15 protein-coding genes are annotated in these 14,646 nt (G+C 62.6%); 8 read left to right on the top strand and 7 right to left on the bottom strand.

Features of this window, described 5'->3' with window-relative positions; genetic code table 11:
* Nucleotides 1-954 (bottom strand): sulfate adenylyltransferase subunit CysD, encoded by a 954-nt coding sequence (gene cysD, locus RCCGE510_RS02905; protein WP_007626996.1) that lies wholly within the window; start codon nucleotides 952-954, stop codon nucleotides 1-3.
* Nucleotides 955-1,067: 113 nt separating this feature from the next.
* Nucleotides 1,068-1,808: a phosphoadenylyl-sulfate reductase gene (locus tag RCCGE510_RS02900; RefSeq protein ID WP_037077620.1), complete on the bottom strand. Its 741-nt coding sequence runs from the start codon at nucleotides 1,806-1,808 to the stop codon at nucleotides 1,068-1,070.
* A 420-nt stretch (nucleotides 1,809-2,228) separates the two neighbouring features.
* Here RCCGE510_RS02900 and RCCGE510_RS02895 point away from each other — a divergent pair, with 420 nt between their 5' ends.
* The 3 genes from RCCGE510_RS02895 (at nucleotide 2,229) to RCCGE510_RS02885 (ending at nucleotide 3,665) form a co-directional block, all read left to right on the top strand.
* Nucleotides 2,229-2,675 carry an Rrf2 family transcriptional regulator gene (locus tag RCCGE510_RS02895; protein WP_007626992.1) on the top strand — a complete coding sequence of 149 codons (447 nt, stop codon included), beginning with the start codon at nucleotides 2,229-2,231 and terminating at the stop codon, nucleotides 2,673-2,675.
* 110 nt (nucleotides 2,676-2,785) lie between these two features.
* On the top strand, nucleotides 2,786-3,172 hold the full coding sequence (locus RCCGE510_RS02890) for a DUF6152 family protein (RefSeq protein ID WP_037077580.1): 387 nt from the start codon (nucleotides 2,786-2,788) through the stop codon (nucleotides 3,170-3,172).
* A gap of 19 nt (nucleotides 3,173-3,191) precedes the next feature.
* A complete protein-coding gene (locus tag RCCGE510_RS02885; RefSeq protein WP_007626988.1) occupies nucleotides 3,192-3,665 on the top strand; it encodes a DUF6644 family protein in 474 nt (157 codons plus the stop codon).
* 102 nt (nucleotides 3,666-3,767) lie between these two features.
* Here the strand turns inward: RCCGE510_RS02885 and RCCGE510_RS02880 are convergent, their stop codons facing one another.
* Nucleotides 3,768-4,307 carry a MarR family winged helix-turn-helix transcriptional regulator gene (locus tag RCCGE510_RS02880; RefSeq protein WP_007626986.1) on the bottom strand — a complete coding sequence of 180 codons (540 nt, stop codon included), beginning with the start codon at nucleotides 4,305-4,307 and terminating at the stop codon, nucleotides 3,768-3,770.
* An 89-nt stretch (nucleotides 4,308-4,396) separates the two neighbouring features.
* Here RCCGE510_RS02880 and RCCGE510_RS02875 point away from each other — a divergent pair, with 89 nt between their 5' ends.
* Complete coding sequence (locus RCCGE510_RS02875) at nucleotides 4,397-5,197, top strand: SDR family oxidoreductase (protein WP_007626984.1); 801 nt, start codon at nucleotides 4,397-4,399, stop codon at nucleotides 5,195-5,197.
* A 93-nt stretch (nucleotides 5,198-5,290) separates the two neighbouring features.
* Complete coding sequence (locus RCCGE510_RS02870; protein ID WP_007626982.1) at nucleotides 5,291-6,388, top strand: NADH:flavin oxidoreductase/NADH oxidase; 1,098 nt, start codon at nucleotides 5,291-5,293, stop codon at nucleotides 6,386-6,388.
* Nucleotides 6,389-6,620: 232 nt separating this feature from the next.
* Here the strand turns inward: RCCGE510_RS02870 and betA are convergent, their stop codons facing one another.
* The 3 genes from betA to betI all read right to left on the bottom strand — a co-directional run bounded on the left by betA (nucleotide 6,621) and on the right by betI (nucleotide 10,668).
* Nucleotides 6,621-8,270, bottom strand: coding sequence for a choline dehydrogenase (gene betA, locus RCCGE510_RS02865; RefSeq protein WP_007626980.1), 1,650 nt, complete (start codon nucleotides 8,268-8,270; stop codon nucleotides 6,621-6,623).
* A 218-nt stretch (nucleotides 8,271-8,488) separates the two neighbouring features.
* Nucleotides 8,489-9,952, bottom strand: a complete 1,464-nt coding sequence (gene betB / locus RCCGE510_RS02860; protein WP_007626978.1) for a betaine-aldehyde dehydrogenase — start codon at nucleotides 9,950-9,952, stop codon at nucleotides 8,489-8,491.
* Entirely contained in the window at nucleotides 9,949-10,668 is a 720-nt protein-coding gene (gene betI, locus RCCGE510_RS02855) for a transcriptional regulator BetI (protein ID WP_037077618.1), read from the bottom strand. Before betI ends, betB begins: the two co-directional genes overlap by 4 nt.
* Before the next feature lie 151 nt (nucleotides 10,669-10,819).
* On the opposite strand from betI, the gene RCCGE510_RS02850 reads away from it, so the two are divergent.
* The 3 genes from RCCGE510_RS02850 (at nucleotide 10,820) to RCCGE510_RS02840 (ending at nucleotide 13,184) form a co-directional block, all read left to right on the top strand.
* Nucleotides 10,820-11,398 carry an HdeD family acid-resistance protein gene (locus RCCGE510_RS02850; RefSeq protein ID WP_007626976.1) on the top strand — a complete coding sequence of 193 codons (579 nt, stop codon included), beginning with the start codon at nucleotides 10,820-10,822 and terminating at the stop codon, nucleotides 11,396-11,398.
* A gap of 190 nt (nucleotides 11,399-11,588) precedes the next feature.
* Nucleotides 11,589-11,831: a type II toxin-antitoxin system ParD family antitoxin gene (locus tag RCCGE510_RS02845; protein ID WP_007626974.1), complete on the top strand. Its 243-nt coding sequence runs from the start codon at nucleotides 11,589-11,591 to the stop codon at nucleotides 11,829-11,831.
* Nucleotides 11,832-12,185: 354 nt separating this feature from the next.
* Nucleotides 12,186-13,184, top strand: coding sequence for an NAD(P)H-quinone oxidoreductase (locus RCCGE510_RS02840; protein ID WP_007626972.1), 999 nt, complete (start codon nucleotides 12,186-12,188; stop codon nucleotides 13,182-13,184).
* Here RCCGE510_RS02840 and RCCGE510_RS02835 read toward each other — a convergent pair.
* Nucleotides 13,177-14,625, bottom strand: a complete 1,449-nt coding sequence (locus tag RCCGE510_RS02835) for an MFS transporter (protein WP_007626971.1) — start codon at nucleotides 14,623-14,625, stop codon at nucleotides 13,177-13,179. The two genes, RCCGE510_RS02840 and RCCGE510_RS02835, sit on opposite strands and share 8 nt — an antisense overlap.
* Nucleotides 14,626-14,646 lie beyond the last annotated feature (21 nt).

Below are 14,646 nucleotides of genomic sequence, written 5' to 3'. Positions count from 1 at the left end.
TCAGAAATATCCTTCACGCTTCTTCTTTTCCATGGAGCCGGACTGGTCGCGGTCGATGGCGCGGCCCTGGCGTTCGGACACCGTTGCGATTTCGAGTTCGGCAATCACCTCTTCAAGGGTGGTTGCCTGTGAGCGGATGGCGCCGGTCAGCGGGAAGTCGCCGAGGGTACGGAAGCGGATCATGCCTTCCTGGCGGACTTCGCCGGGCAGCAATTCCAAACGCGGATCCTCGGCCAGGATCATCATGCCGTCGCGTTCCACGAACGGCCGCGTCTTGGCGTAATAGAGCGGCACCAGCGGAATGTCCTCGGCCTGGATGTAGCGCCAGATATCGACTTCCGTCCAATTCGACAGCGGGAAGGCGCGCACGCTCTCACCCTTGCGGATCATGCCGTTATAGACGTTCCACAGTTCCGGCCGCTGGTTGCGCGGATCCCAGCGATGGTCGGGGGTGCGGAAGGAATAGATTCGCTCCTTGGCGCGGCTGGCTTCCTCATCGCGCCGCGCGCCGCCGAAAGCCGCATCGAACTGGCCGGCATCGAGCGCCTGGCGCAGTCCCTCGGTCTTCATGATGTCGGTGAAGGCGGCCGAACCGTGGGTGAACGGCGTGATGTTTTCGGCCGCACCGCGCGGATTGATGTGCTCGATCAGATCGAGATCGTACTTCTTAGCGGTCGCGTCGCGGAACGCGATCATCTCCCGGAATTTCCAGCCGGTGTTCACATGCAAGAGCGGGAAGGGCACACGGCCGGGATAAAAGGCTTTACGCGCCAGGTGCAGCAGCACCGACGAATCCTTGCCGATCGAATAGAGCATGACGGGACGCTCGAATTCGGCGGCAACCTCGCGGAAGATGTGGATGGATTCGTTTTCCAGCGCCTTCAGATGCGGGTCGAGTGGCGCCTTGGCGCTCTGGGGATTGCTGAGTTCCGTATCCGGACGGTTATCGGGCATGTTTTACTCCAGACTGTCGATCCTTTGCGGTGTGCCGCAAAGCAGTTCCTGATGCTGGCTTCTCCAAGGCTGCGGCGGTGGCCGCGCCCTCGTTCGGTAAGCCGTGAAGTTGATTATTGTGCGGCGATGACGGCGGCTTCTTCGGCGACATGCAGGCCGCATTCGCGCGTCTCGTCCTGCTCCCACCACCAGCGGCCGGCGCGTTCCGGCTCGCCGGGCTTGATTGCCCGCGTGCAGGGCTCGCAGCCGATCGAGGGATAGCCACGCTGATGCAGCGGATTGACCGGCACGCCGTTGTCGGACACGAAGGCCTTGATCGCCTCCAGGTCCCAATCGGCGAGCGGATTGACCTTCAAGAGGTGGCGTTCGGCGTCGTATTCGGCAAACGGCGTTTCGGCGCGGTTGGCCGATTGGCCGCGGCGCAGGCCGGTGATCCAGATCGCGGCACCTTCCAGCGCACGGGCCAGCGGCTTCAGCTTGCGCACGCCGCAGCAGGCATGCCGGGCCTCGACGCTCTCGTAGAAACCGTTGAGGCCGTATTGCGCCGCATAGGCGTCGAGATCGACCTTTTCCGGCTCGAAGCGGCGGATCTGAATGTCGTACTGGCTTTCCGTCTCTGCAATCAGCGACAGCGTCTCGGCAAACAGCCGGCCGGTCTGCAGCGTCGCGACATCGATCGGCAGGCGGTGTGTGCCGATCTCGGCGGTAATCACCTGGTCCTCGATGCCGAGCGAGGTGGTGAACACCACGCGGCCGCCAAGGCCGGAGACCAGCGACAGACGTCCGGCGAGGTCGAGACCCGCCAGCGTGTCGTTGAGCGCCTCGGCTTCAGCAATCGGATTGTTAACAGTCATGGAATCCTGTCCTTTGTTGACCGGAGTATCGCAGCTTGAGCATGGATCGGACAGAAAAAGGGATTTCGAAAGCTGCGGCCACAGGAGCAAATATCTCTCCGAAGCTGCCGCGATGCAGAAAAGCAGCCGCCTGCGGATGAAATCCACACAGGCAGCTTAATGTCTATAGAAATGGTAGTGTTATTACACGCCGCCTGTCAACCGGAAATCTGAAGTGATGCCGAAAATGATGCAGAAGGCGCGGTTTTGGCATAAATTAAGGGCGCTAGGCCAAGAATAAAAAACAAGGTCAAAGCGCTTGTTCCTCAAGGGTTTTCTCGGCGCGTTCAAATTCCGTTCATGCTGGCTGTGCCATAGAGGCGAAGGTACTTCCGTAGCGGTGCGAAGATTCGCGCCGCCTGTGTGTGTCGATGGTCTGAGATGATTACGCAAAAGGCGAAATATGCGCTGCGGGCGCTGACGGTCTTGGCTGATGCCGATGCCGACGAACCGGTGATGATTTCCGACATCGCCGCGCAGCAGAAGATCCCGAAGAAGTTCCTCGAGCAGATCCTGCTCGACCTGAAACATCACGGCATCGTCGTCAGCCGGCGCGGCAAGCAGGGCGGTTATCTCCTGTTGAAGCCCGCCCATACCATCACCTTCGGCGAGATCCTGCGCATCGTCGACGGTCCACTCGCGCCGCTTCCTTGCCTGTCGATCACCGCCTATCGAAAGTGCGACGATTGCGACGGCGAGCAGAACTGCCAGATCCGCCACGTCTTCGCCAAGGTGGCCGACGCCACCCGCAAGGTGCTGTTTTCGACGACCATCGCCGACGCCGCCCAGCCGGCGCGCACCGCCGAAGTCACCCGGTTGCTCGCCTGAGCGGCTTCTCCAAAACCGGCGACGGGGTCGCCTTCTTCAAGATTTGGTGAAATACCTTTTCTTCGCCCCGCGATGCTCCACCTGCCTGCCCATGCGGTAGGGAGGATATCATGTCTATAATTTCAGCACGGCGGATAGCGGCTGCGGCCATGCTGTCTATGGCTTTTGCCACCAGTGCAATTGCCCATCACGGCTGGTCCTGGGCCGAGGCGGACCAGATTGAACTGCGCGGCACCATCGAGAAGATCTCCATGGGCGGGCCGCATCCAACGCTCGATATTGCCACCGCCGATGACGGCGTCTGGCTCGTCGAACTCGGCAATCCGCGCCAGACGGAACGCTCCGGTTTCGTCGAAGGCGTGGCCAAGCCCGGCGACCAGGTGGTGGTCCTTGGAAACCGTTCGCAGGATCGAAAAGAGAAGCGGCTGAAGGCGGTGCGTCTCACCATCGGCGAGAAGCGCCACGATATCTATCCCGACCGCATCAAGACGAACTGACCTCTGGGCGAACTGAGCTGTGATCGACATTCTCGAATGGCTGTCGGCGACGACTCCCGCGGTCGCGCTCCGGCGCTCCGGAACACTCTACATGTTCGTCAACGCAGCCCATATCCTGGCGATCGGCCTCTTGCTCGGCGCCATCCTGCCGCTCGATCTGAGGCTCGCCGGCTTCTTCCGCAAGGTGCCGGTTGAGATCGTCGCGCCGTTTCTGTCACGCTCCGCCGGCGTCGGCCTTGCCGCGGCTATTCTAACCGGCTTCTGCCTCTTCAGCGTCCGGGCAGTCGAATATGCCGGCAATCCCGCCTTCCTTACCAAGCTCGGGCTGATTGCCCTCGGCATTCTCAACCTGTCGATTGTGCATCTCGGGCAAGGGTGGAAAATGGTGCTTTCCCTCGGCATCGTCCGGCCTGACCTGCGCTTCTCCGCCGCCCTGTCTGCCGCCATCTGGATTGCCGCCGTGATCGCCGGACGGTGGATCGGGTTTCTTTAAGGCATTAGCGAGCTGTCGGCGACGCGCCCGTCCGAGGCACTGCGGGTTCAAAATGCTTGTTCGAATTCATCGCCCGAATCCTCTGCCGCGCCCATCCCACGATCAGCCTCTCAGCACGCGCCGCGCCTCATAAGCTTCCAGGAACTCCGGAGAGGCGACGTCATCGGCCAGCGCGCGAAGCGCAGAAGCGGAAGGACCCAGCACCACCTCGACGCGCTGATTGGCATCAGCCCATAGGGCCAATGCTTCGTGCAGGCGTTGCTCGCCAAGCGTCGTCAGCATTGCGTGCTTCGTGCGGCCATCATGTTCGTCCGGCATGAGTTCGATCAGTCCGTCCCGGACGAGCGGGCGAAGTGCGTGGGTCAAAGCGGAAATGCTGACGGCAACGCGCTCGGCGAGCGATAGCAAGGTTGGCCATCCATGGCTGCCCTCGTGCGACGCTGCTATCTGGGTCAGAAGTCCGACTTGAGTGGCCTTCAGGCCGGTTGGCGCCACCGCGTCATCATAAATCTGCCCCAACCGCCGTGACGCGCGTCGAAGGGCGGTGTTTGTGCACACGAGTTCGGCCAGGAGCTCCGGCGGGCTCAGCCTGCCCGCGCGCAACTCCTCCCCTGGATCGCCAATCGAAAGTTTCTTGCCCATCCTAGTAAAATAGTTGAGGGCTCATCCATTGACAAGAGGACGTCGCGACCATACGTAAACTTGAGCACTCAACCAAATAGGATTTTGACATGTCTGCATCATCGCTCAAGCCCGTCGCCCTCGTCACCGGCGCCTCCGCTGGCATCGGCGCCATCTACGCCGCGCGTCTCGCCGAAAAGGGGTATGACCTCATCCTCGTCGCCCGGCGGGCCGATCGTCTGAAGGCGCTCTCGGACAAGCTCGGCGCTGCCCACGGCACGAAAGTCGAGGTCGTGGAAGCCGACCTGACGAGAGACGCCGACGTCACCCGCGTCGAAAAGCTGCTGAAAGAAAATTCAGCGATCACGCTCCTCGTCAACAACGCCGGCAACTCGACCTTGGCTCCGGTCGCCAAGACCGCTGAGGAAGACGCGGCCGCGATGATCGCACTCAACGTCACTGCGCTCACGCGGCTGACACACGCCATTCTGCCTGCATTCCTCAGCCGCAACCACGGCGCGATCATCAACGTCGCTTCGGTCCTGTCCTTTCATGCCCTGCCGATCAGCGCGATCTATAGCGGCACCAAGGGCTATGTGATGAACTTCAGCCGCGGTCTGCAGCAGGAACTGGCTGAGACCAATGTCCGCCTGCAACTCGTCATGCCGGCGGCCACGGCGACCGAACTCTGGGATTTGTCGGGCGTGCCGCTGGCATCGCTCAACCAGGCGACCGTCATGACATCCGAAAACTTGGTCGATGCAGCCCTGGCCGGGTTCGACAAGGGCGAAGACATCACGCTGCCATCCGTTGCCGACGCCACTCTCTGGGACAAGTTCGACGAAGCCCGATCCACACTGTTCGCAGCGACGCAGACCGGTGAACCTGCGCCCCGTTACCGCGCCGTCTAGACACCCGAAGGATCAAGCGCACGGATTAACCCGTACGCCAGCGGCGTCGGCAGATCCGTGCGGTTGATTGATATTCGTTTTAAGGAGATTCCATTGCCCAGCTTGTTCGACCAATTCACGCTGAAAGGCGTCATCCTCCGAAACCGCATCGCGGTATCCCCTATGTGCCAGTATTCCGCAACGGATGGCGTTCCGAACGACTGGCACAGCGTCCATCTCACAAGCTTGGCGCGCGGCGGCGCTGGCCTCGTCAACGTCGAAGCCACCGCCGTCTCTCCGGAGGGGCGGATCACGCCGGGCTGCACCGGTCTTTGGAATGATGACCAGGCAGAGGCCTTTGCGCCGATCGTCGCCGGCATCGAAAAAGCCGGCGCGGTCGCGGGAATCCAGATCGGCCACGCCGGCCGCAAGGCCAGTGCAAACCGCCCGTGGGAAGGCGACGATCATATCGCCGATAGCGACCCGCGCGGCTGGGAAACCATCGCACCGTCCGCCCTCGCGTTCGGCGGCGGCCTAAAGAAGGTGCCGCGCGCCATGACCAAGGCCGACATCGATCGCGTCCGTGGCGACTTCGTCGCTGCGGCGATCCGCGCGCGCGACATCGGATTCCGCTGGCTCGTGCTGCATTTTGCGCATGGCTACCTCGGCCAAAGCTTCTTCTCGTCGCATTCAAACCAGCGTGACGACGAGTATGGCGGCAGCGCCGATAACCGCGGACGCTTCCTCTTGGAGACGCTGGCGGCCGTTCGTGAGATCTGGCCCGAGGATCGTCCGCTGACGGCTCGCTTCGGCGTCATCGAGTTTGACGGTCGCGACCAGGAAACCCTGCGGGACGCGATCGATCTCGTCGGAAAATTCAAGAAGGCAGGCCTCGACTTCATCGACGTCAGCCTCGGCTTCTCAACCCCAGCCGCCAATATTCCCTGGGGTCCAGGGTTCATCGCGCCTTACGCCGATCAAGTCCGCAAGGCCACTGGCCTCCCCGGTGCCGCAAGTTGGAACATCACTCAGCCGGAGCAAGCGGACGAACTCATCCGAAGCGGGCAGCTTGACCTGGTTATGATCGGCAAAGCGATGCTCGCCAATCCGCATTGGCCCTACGAAGCCGCGCGCAAGCTCGGTGTCGAGCGTCCGTCCTGGACATTGCCTGCCCCTTACGCACATTGGCTCGCATCGTACCGCACGGCCTGAGTGATCGGGGCTCTCGACCAGCGTTGAGGGCCCTTGTCTCCTTGCTTTAAAAGACAAACCACAGCCCTCTGATTCATGGTTGCGATATCGCAGACATCGCGCCTCACGTCAGACGGGTTGGGCCGTGCGGCGATCTTGCTGACGAACGCCTCGGTCGCTGGCTTTTTCCGCGTCCGTCGAAGCCTTTCGGTACCTGCATAGACGGACAAAGTAACGTCGGACGGCTCGCTTCTTATCGATCGCTCACCGCCGCCCTTGGATTGACCCAGGGTTCCTGGTTCGAGCGCGCCAGCGGCTGTTTGCCGAGGATATGGTCGGCGGCCTTTTCGCCGGTCATGATCGACGGGCCGTTCAGGTTGCCGTAGGTGACGTGCGGGAAGATCGAGCTGTCGGCGACGCGCAAGGCCTCGATGCCGATCACCCGGGTCTGCGGATCGACCACCGCCATCGGGTCGTCCTTGGCGCCCATCTTGCAGGTGCCGCAGGGGTGATAGGCGCTTTCCAGGTGTTCGCGCAGGAAGGCGTCGATCTCTTCGTCGCTCTGCACGCCTTCTCCGGGCTGGATCTCCGGGCCGCGATAGTCGTTGAAGGCCGCTTGCCCGAAGAGTTCGCGGGTGAGGCGCACGCAGTGGCGGAATTTCTCCCAGTCCTCGGCATGGCTCATATAGTTGAAGCGCAGCACCGGGTCGGCCTTGGGATCGGCGGAGCGTAAGCTCACGCTCCCGCGCGATTTCGATAGATTGTAGCCGACATGCACCTGGAAGCCATGGCTTTTGGCCGCCGCCTTGCCGTCGTAGCTGATCGCCACCGGCAGGAAATGATACTGGATATCGGGCTGCTTTAGCCCGGGTGCGGAGCGCAGGAAGGCGCAGGCCTCGAACTGGTTGGAGGCGCCGAGCCCGCCCTTGGACAGCAGCCATTGCGCACCCGCCACCCCCTGCCAGAACCAGGGCAGCCAGGAATAGAGCGACACCGGCTTGGTGCTCACCTGCTGGAAGTAGAATTCCATATGGTCCTGCAAATTGGCGCCGACGCCCGGCCGGTCGGCCTTCACCTCGATCCCCATGTCTTGGAGATGGCCGCCGGGACCGATGCCCGACAGCATCAAGAGCTTCGGCGAATTGAACGAGGAGGCCGAGACGATCACCTCGCGATTGGCCTTGATCACCTCGATCCTGCCGTTGCGCTCGATCTCGACGCCGGTCGCCCGCCCGTCCTCGATCACGATCCTGCGCGCCAGCCCGTAGACGATCCCGACATTTTTCCGCTTCAGCGCCGGTTTCAGATAGGCATTGGCGGCAGACCATCGGCGGCCGGAAAAGATGGTCTGCTCCATCAGCCCAAACCCTTCCTGCTTGCTGCCGTTATAATCTTCGGTCGTCTCGAAGCCCGCCTGTTTGCCGGACTCGATAAAGGCGTGGAACAGCGGATTGGTGAAGCCGCCGCGCTGGACATGCAGTGGCCCGTCGCTGCCGCGCCAACCTTCCTCGCCGCCATGCGAATGCTCCATCCGCTTGAAATAAGGTAGAACATCGGCATAGGCCCAGCCGCTGGCGCCGAGCTCCTCCCAGCGGTTGTAGTCCTCGGCATGGCCGCGCACATAGACCATGCCATTGATCGAGGAAGAGCCGCCGATCACCTTGCCGCGCGGCGCGGTGATGCGCCGGTTGTTGAGGTTTGGCTCCGGCTCGGACAGATAACCCCAATTGTAGCGCTTCATGCTCATCGGCCAGGCAAGCGCCGCCGGCATCTGGATGAACGGCCCGAAATCGCTTCCGCCCGCCTCGATGACAAGGACGCTATTCTTACCGTCCTCGGAGAGGCGATAGGCAAGGGCGGAACCTGCCGAGCCGGAGCCGATGATAACGAAATCTGCTTGCATGGTTTTGTCTTCCCTCGAGCTGCCGTCATCCGGCTGCTTCTTGTTTTTCCCAGAGCCTGCCCCTCATCCGCCTGCCGGCACCTTCTCCCCATAAACGGGGCGAAGGGGATATGCCGCACCGCCTTCCTCAGCCTCGACGCTGCTTTGGGCACGTCCCCTCTCCCCGCGAGCGGGGAGAGGGTTAGGGTGAGGGGCAAATGCAGGGCATGTTTTTCAATTTAATAAGGCGCCACCACCGGCCCCATGCCGACGTAAACCGTCTTCAGCTCGGAATAATGCTCCAGCGCGGCCAGCGAATTCTCCCGGCCGAAGCCGGATTGTTTCGAGCCGCCGAAGGGTATTTCCACCGGGCAGAGATTATAGGTGTTGATCCACAGCGTGCCGGCCTCCAGCCGGTCGACGACGCGGTGGGCGCGGGTGAGGTCGGCGGTGAAGACGCCGCCGGAGAGGCCGAATTCGCTGGCATTGGCGCGCGCGATCACCTCGTCCTCATCGTCGAAATCGAGCACCGACATCACAGGCCCGAAGATCTCCTCGCGGGCGATGCTCATCTCGTCGGTGACATCGGCAAACACCGTCGGCTGCACGTAATAACCTTCGCCGGAGACATTGTTCGGAATGCCGCCGCCGGCAATCAGTGTCGCGCCCTCGGCCTTGCCCTTCTCGATGTAGGAGATCACCTTCTCGCGCTGCGCCCAGGAGACCATCGGCCCGACCTGCGTCGCCTCGTCCATCGGATCGCCGATCAGCATCGCCTCGGTGCGCGCCTTCAGCCGCTTCAGGAATTCGGTCTTGACAGCCTTCTGCACGAAGACGCGCGTGCCGTTCGAGCAGACCTGGCCTGTGGAATAAAAATTGCCGAGCATCGCGCCGCCGACCGCCGAATCGAGATCGGCGTCGTCGAAAACGATCAGCGGCGACTTGCCGCCGAGTTCCATCGTCACATGCTTGAGGTTGCCAGCCGCTGCCGCCGCCACCCGGCGCCCGGTCGGCACCGAGCCGGTCAGCGACACCTTGGCGACATCGGGGTGGTTGACGAGCAGCGGCCCGGTATCGCGGTCCCCCTGGATGACGTTGAAGAGTCCCTTCGGCAGCCCCGCCTCATGCAGGATCTCGGCAATCTTCAAAGCGCCAAGCGGGGTATTCTCAGACGGCTTGAACACCATGGCATTGCCGCAGATCAGCGCCGGAGCCGCTTTCCAGCAGGCAATCTGTTGCGGATAGTTCCAGGCGCCGATGCCGACGCAGACGCCAAGCGCCACGCGTTTGGTATAGGCAAAATCCTGGCCGAGCGGGATGTGCGAACCGTTGAGCCCGGCCGGCGCAACGCCGCCGAAGAATTCGAAGGCATCGGCGCCCGACGTCGGGTCGGCGACAACAGTCTCCTGGATCGGCTTGCCGGTATCGAGCGTTTCCAGTTCCGACAGCGCCCGGTTTTTCTCGCGCATGATGTCGGCGGCGCGTTTGAGAATGCGCCCGCGCGCCATCGGGCTCATCGCCGCCCATTCCGGCTGGGCGCGTTTGGCGGCCGCAATCGCCTTCTCGACGATCGCAGGCGTTGCCGCGTGCAGCCGGGCGATCACCTCGCCGGTGGCCGGGTAGAGGCTCTCGATGACGGTGCCGTCGGCATCCTCGACATATTCGCCGTCGATGAAGTGCGAGGCTTTCGGTTGGGCTTTCATGTCATTTGTCCTTGGGTGGTGCGATGTGGTTTTCCCCTTTCCCCTGGGGGGTCCAAGGGACGGGTTGAGACGAGTGGCTCGACCCCGGAGTGGCCCGTGGGGCCGGATGAGGGGGCGGCAGTCTCGGCCTTCACCCGCTGGGGAGAAGGGGAGACGCTGGCCAGAAGCGCATTCAGATAATCCTCCGTCAGCGCGATCGAGGCTTCGATGCCGATCGGCGCGGATTTCAGACTTTGCCTGATGTAGAGCCCGTCGATCATCGCCGCAGCGCCCTCGGCGATGCGTTCTGCGGCGTCAGCGGGCACGAGCCTTTTCAGATCGGCAAGCAGGTTCGAGCGCAGCCGGCTGGCATAGATCACCAGGAAGCGCCGCGTCTCTTCCGAGCGCTGCGCCTCGGCGTAAAAGGCAAGCCAGGCGGCAATCGTGTCGGGCGCAAACTGGTCGGCGTGGAAGCTGATGCGGATGACGGCGGAAAGCCGGGCGCGCGGCGTTTTGGCCGCCCTCAGCGCCGCCACCGTATCGCTGCGCAATTGTCGGAGAAGCGAGCGGATCGTCTCGATCAGCAATTGCTCCTTGCTGCCGAAGTAGTGATGCGCAAGGGCTGGCGACACGCCGGCCTGGCGGGCGATATCGGACATGGTGACGGCAAGCGAGCCGTGATCGCCGATCACCCGCAGCGCTGCATCCACAAGCGCCTTGCGGCGCAAAGGCTCCATTCCGACCTTCGGCACGGACATCTCCCCTGAAATCGGCGCCAGATTATTTTTGATTGACTGATCAATCAATAAAAATCTTTCTCGATTTGGCCGGGCGCCGATCTTTCTTTGAAAATTTGCTGCAACATATTGCTGAAGCAGGAGGTGGATCATGGCCGATGTCTTTGAGGGAACACCGACATCCCAGCTGCGCTCGAAGTGGATCTGGTTCGTCGGCCTCGGCATTCTGCTCCTGGTCTGTGGTCTGGTCGCGCTCGGCAATCTGATGCTCGCCACCGTTGTCTCCGTCTATTATGTCGGCATGCTCATGCTGTTTGGCGGCATCGTCCATCTCGTCCATGCCTTCCAGGTGCGCGGTTGGGATCACGTGCTGTTCTGGGCGCTGAGCGGCCTGCTCTATGTGCTTGCCGGCATCTCTGCTTTCATCAACCCGATCCTGACATCGGCGGCGCTGACGCTGTTTCTGTCGCTTGCACTTCTCATCGCCGGCGTCTTCCGCACCTGGGTCGGCAGGCGCATGAAGCCGGCCAAAGGCTGGGGCTGGATCGTCGTCAGCGGCGTCATCACCGCCCTTGCCGGTTTCGTCATCGTGCTCGGCTGGCCGGTGAACAGCCTCTGGATCCTCGGGCTTTTCCTGGCGGCCGATCTCATCGTCCAGGGCTGCACGACGATTGCCTTCGGTCTCGGCATCCGGGTTGAAACCGTGGAGAATGGTGACCCGGCTTTTTGACAAGCGGATGACAGGGGATTAGACTTGGGGGGTTACCGGCCTACTGGGATCATCCGAAGTGCGAATGCGCGACCGCATAATTCCTTAATCGGCATCGATTTAAGGACCGGCAAGATCGCCGAGAATACCAAAAATGGTCATGCGTCCCCCAGAGGCAGGGTTCTGCCCGATCGAGAAAGGGAGGAAGTTCATGCCGATGGTCACCGTTTCAATCTCTCCGCAACAGGCCGCGGGCATCCGCGCTGCCGTCGATAATGGCGGCTATGCCTCAAGCAGCGAGGTCGTTCGCGAGGCGTTGCGTCTGTGGGATACCGCCCGCAAGCTCAACGAATTCCGGGCCGAGGTCCTCGATGAGGAGGGCGCTCCATCCGGTGGCAGATGCGTCGCCGACATGTTTGCCGACCACGAGGCCGAGCGCCGGCGCTCCGCTTGAGTAAGCGCCTGATGGTATTGGCAAGATTGAATGAACGCGGAGCGCATATGGGCTCCGCGCGTTTCCCATTGACTTGATCGGACGGACCGCGCCGCCGGCTGCACCACGGCCGCTGCATAGGAGAGCGACGAAGGCCTCGTCCTCCACCTCCCACAGCGCCGCACCTTCCTTTAGACGCACAAAGGACGAGGTAGCATTTCTGCGGTGGGCGAGGCGAATTGACGCCCTTGCCACATCAAGTCTTCCCAAGCCGGCGGGCCTGACTTATTTCCTTGGCGCAGAGCATTTCCAGCAAAAGTGTGTAGCCGTTTTGCATCCGGAATGCCTGAAAAATGCTTCAGGGAGGGTTGCGCCATGTCACTGCCCCAGGAAATGCGTTTCGTCGATCTCAAGTCTTTCGGCGGGCCGGAGGTGATGAGGATCGGCAAAGGCCCGCTTCCCACGCCGGGTGAGGGCGAGGTACTCGTGCGCGCCGAGGCGATCGGCGTCAACCGGCCCGATGTCGCGCAGCGCCAAGGCAACTATCCCGCGCCCAAGGGAGCAAGCCCGATCCTCGGCCTGGAGCTATCAGGCGAAATCGTCGCGATCGGTGCCGAGGTCAGCGGTTATCGCCTCGGCGACAAGGTCTGCGGCCTGGCCAATGGTGGCGCCTATGCCGAATATTGCCTGCTGCCGGCAGGCCAGATCCTGCCTTTTCCCAAGGGTTATGACGCGGTCAAGGCCGCGGCCCTTCCGGAAACCTTCTTCACCGTCTGGGCCAATCTTTTTCAGATGGCCGGCCTTACGGAAGGCGAGACGGTGCTGATCCATGGCGGCTCCAGCGGCATCGGCACGACGGCGATCCAGCTCGCCCGTGCCTTCGGCGCCGAGGTCTATGCCACGGCCGGATCGAAGGAAAAATGCGAGGCCTGCGAAAAGCTCGGCGCCAAACGCGCGATCAACTATAGAACCGAGGATTTCGCCGAGGTGATCAAGGCTGAGACCGGCCACGGCGTCGATATCATCCTCGACATGATCGGCGCTTCCTATTTCGAGCGCAACATCGCCTCGCTGGCGAAGGACGGCTGCCTGTCGATCATTGCCTTCCTCGGCGGGCCCGTTGCCGAAAAGGTCAATCTCCAGCCGATCATGGTCAAGCGCCTGACAGTCACCGGCTCCACGATGCGTCCGCGCACGGCGGAAGAAAAACGCGCCATCCGCGACGATCTTCTCTCCGAGGTCTGGCCGCTTTTGGAAGCCGGCACCGCCGCCCCGGTCATCCACAAGGTCTTTGCCTTTGAAGAGGTCGTCGAAGCTCACCGGCTGATGGAAGACGGCAGCCATGTCGGCAAGATCGTGCTGCGCCTCAGCTGAGCGTTTTATCCGCGCTCCGGGCGACATGCATCAAGGTCAGCGACACGCCGACCGCCAGCACGCCGGGCAGCGCCATCAGCAGATAGAGCCAGTGCGCCGCCGAAAGCGCTCCTGATACGCCGCCCGGATCGACCAGCCCGGCGCCATTGGCAATGACGCCGGAAAAGGCGGCGCCGAAAGCGCCGCCGAGCGAACTCATCGTCGGGATCGCCGCCGACGCCTTGTCCTGTTCGTTGTCGGCAACGAGCGTCAGGACCATGGCAACGAGATGCGCCCAGCCGAGCCCGACACCGAAGCCCATCATGAACATGGCCGCCGCTGCCGGCACGATGACGAGCACATGCGCATTCGGATTGTCGCTGGCGAGGAAGATCGCGAGGCAGGCGGTCGCCGCCGCCTCGATGAGTGCACCGGCAACGATCGCCGCACGCGCCTGCCGGCCGGCCAGCGAGCCGCTGAGGAAGGCCGAAAACGTCCAGCCGAGGGCGACGAGCGCCACGAGATAACCGGAGACGAGCGGCGTCACCCCGTGCAGGACCTGCAGGAAATAGGGGATGAAGACGTCGCTGACGAGCACGACGGTCATGGCGAGCATTGTCAGGTAGACGCGAGCAATCGGCCTGGAAAGGCTGACCGCGCCGGAGGGCAGCAGCCGGTTGCGGCTTCGGCCCTCGATGATAAGCATGCCGCCGACCGCGGCGACCGAGGCCGCGATCAAAGCGATTTTCGTCGCCGTCGTCTCGATCGTGCCGGCGGTGCTGACCATCAGCACAGCGCCAAGCAGCAGCCCGATCTGCAGCAGCGGGGTCTTGGCCTGCTCGCGGTCGTCTTCGACCTCGGGCAACAGCCGTGGCGCCATGACCGCCATCACCAGCCCGAGCGGCACCAGCACGATGAATGCATAGCGCCAGTTGCTGCCGCCGGAGAAGAAGCCGCCGAGTGTCGGCCCGATGACGGTCGCCACACCCCAGATCGCCGCATAGAGTGTCGACGCCTTCGTCCATAGCGGCTCGGGATAGACGAAGCGGATGAAGGCATAGCCAAGCGCCGCCAGCGCCCCGGTTCCGAGACCCTGCACCGCGCGTCCGATCAGCACCACCGGCATCGACGGCGCAGCTGCGGCAATCAGGCTGCCGACGCCGAAGACCAGCGCGGCGATCACATAGACGCCGCGAAGGCCAATCCCCCGCGGCCGCATGGCAACGAAGATCGAGCCGAGTACGGCTGCGGCCACGAACAGGCTGGTGACCCAGGAAAACAGCGCAAGCCCGCCGATATCGCGAACGATCGAGGGCGCGATCGTCGCCATGATGTAGGTTTCGACGGCATAAAGCGTCACGCCGCCGGCAAGGATCAATGTTGCGGGCAGGTGCTCGGGCAGGAACAGGCGGAGGAGGGAGCTGGCGTTGGGGATGGTTGCGGTCTGGTCGATATCCGACATGGGATGATCTCGATATTTTGC

It is taken from the genome of Rhizobium sp. CCGE 510, from assembly GCF_000292525.1.
Lineage (GTDB): Bacteria > Pseudomonadota > Alphaproteobacteria > Rhizobiales > Rhizobiaceae > Rhizobium.
Note: the sequence above shows the minus strand (reverse complement) of the source record. Positions and strands in the feature narration are given on the sequence as shown.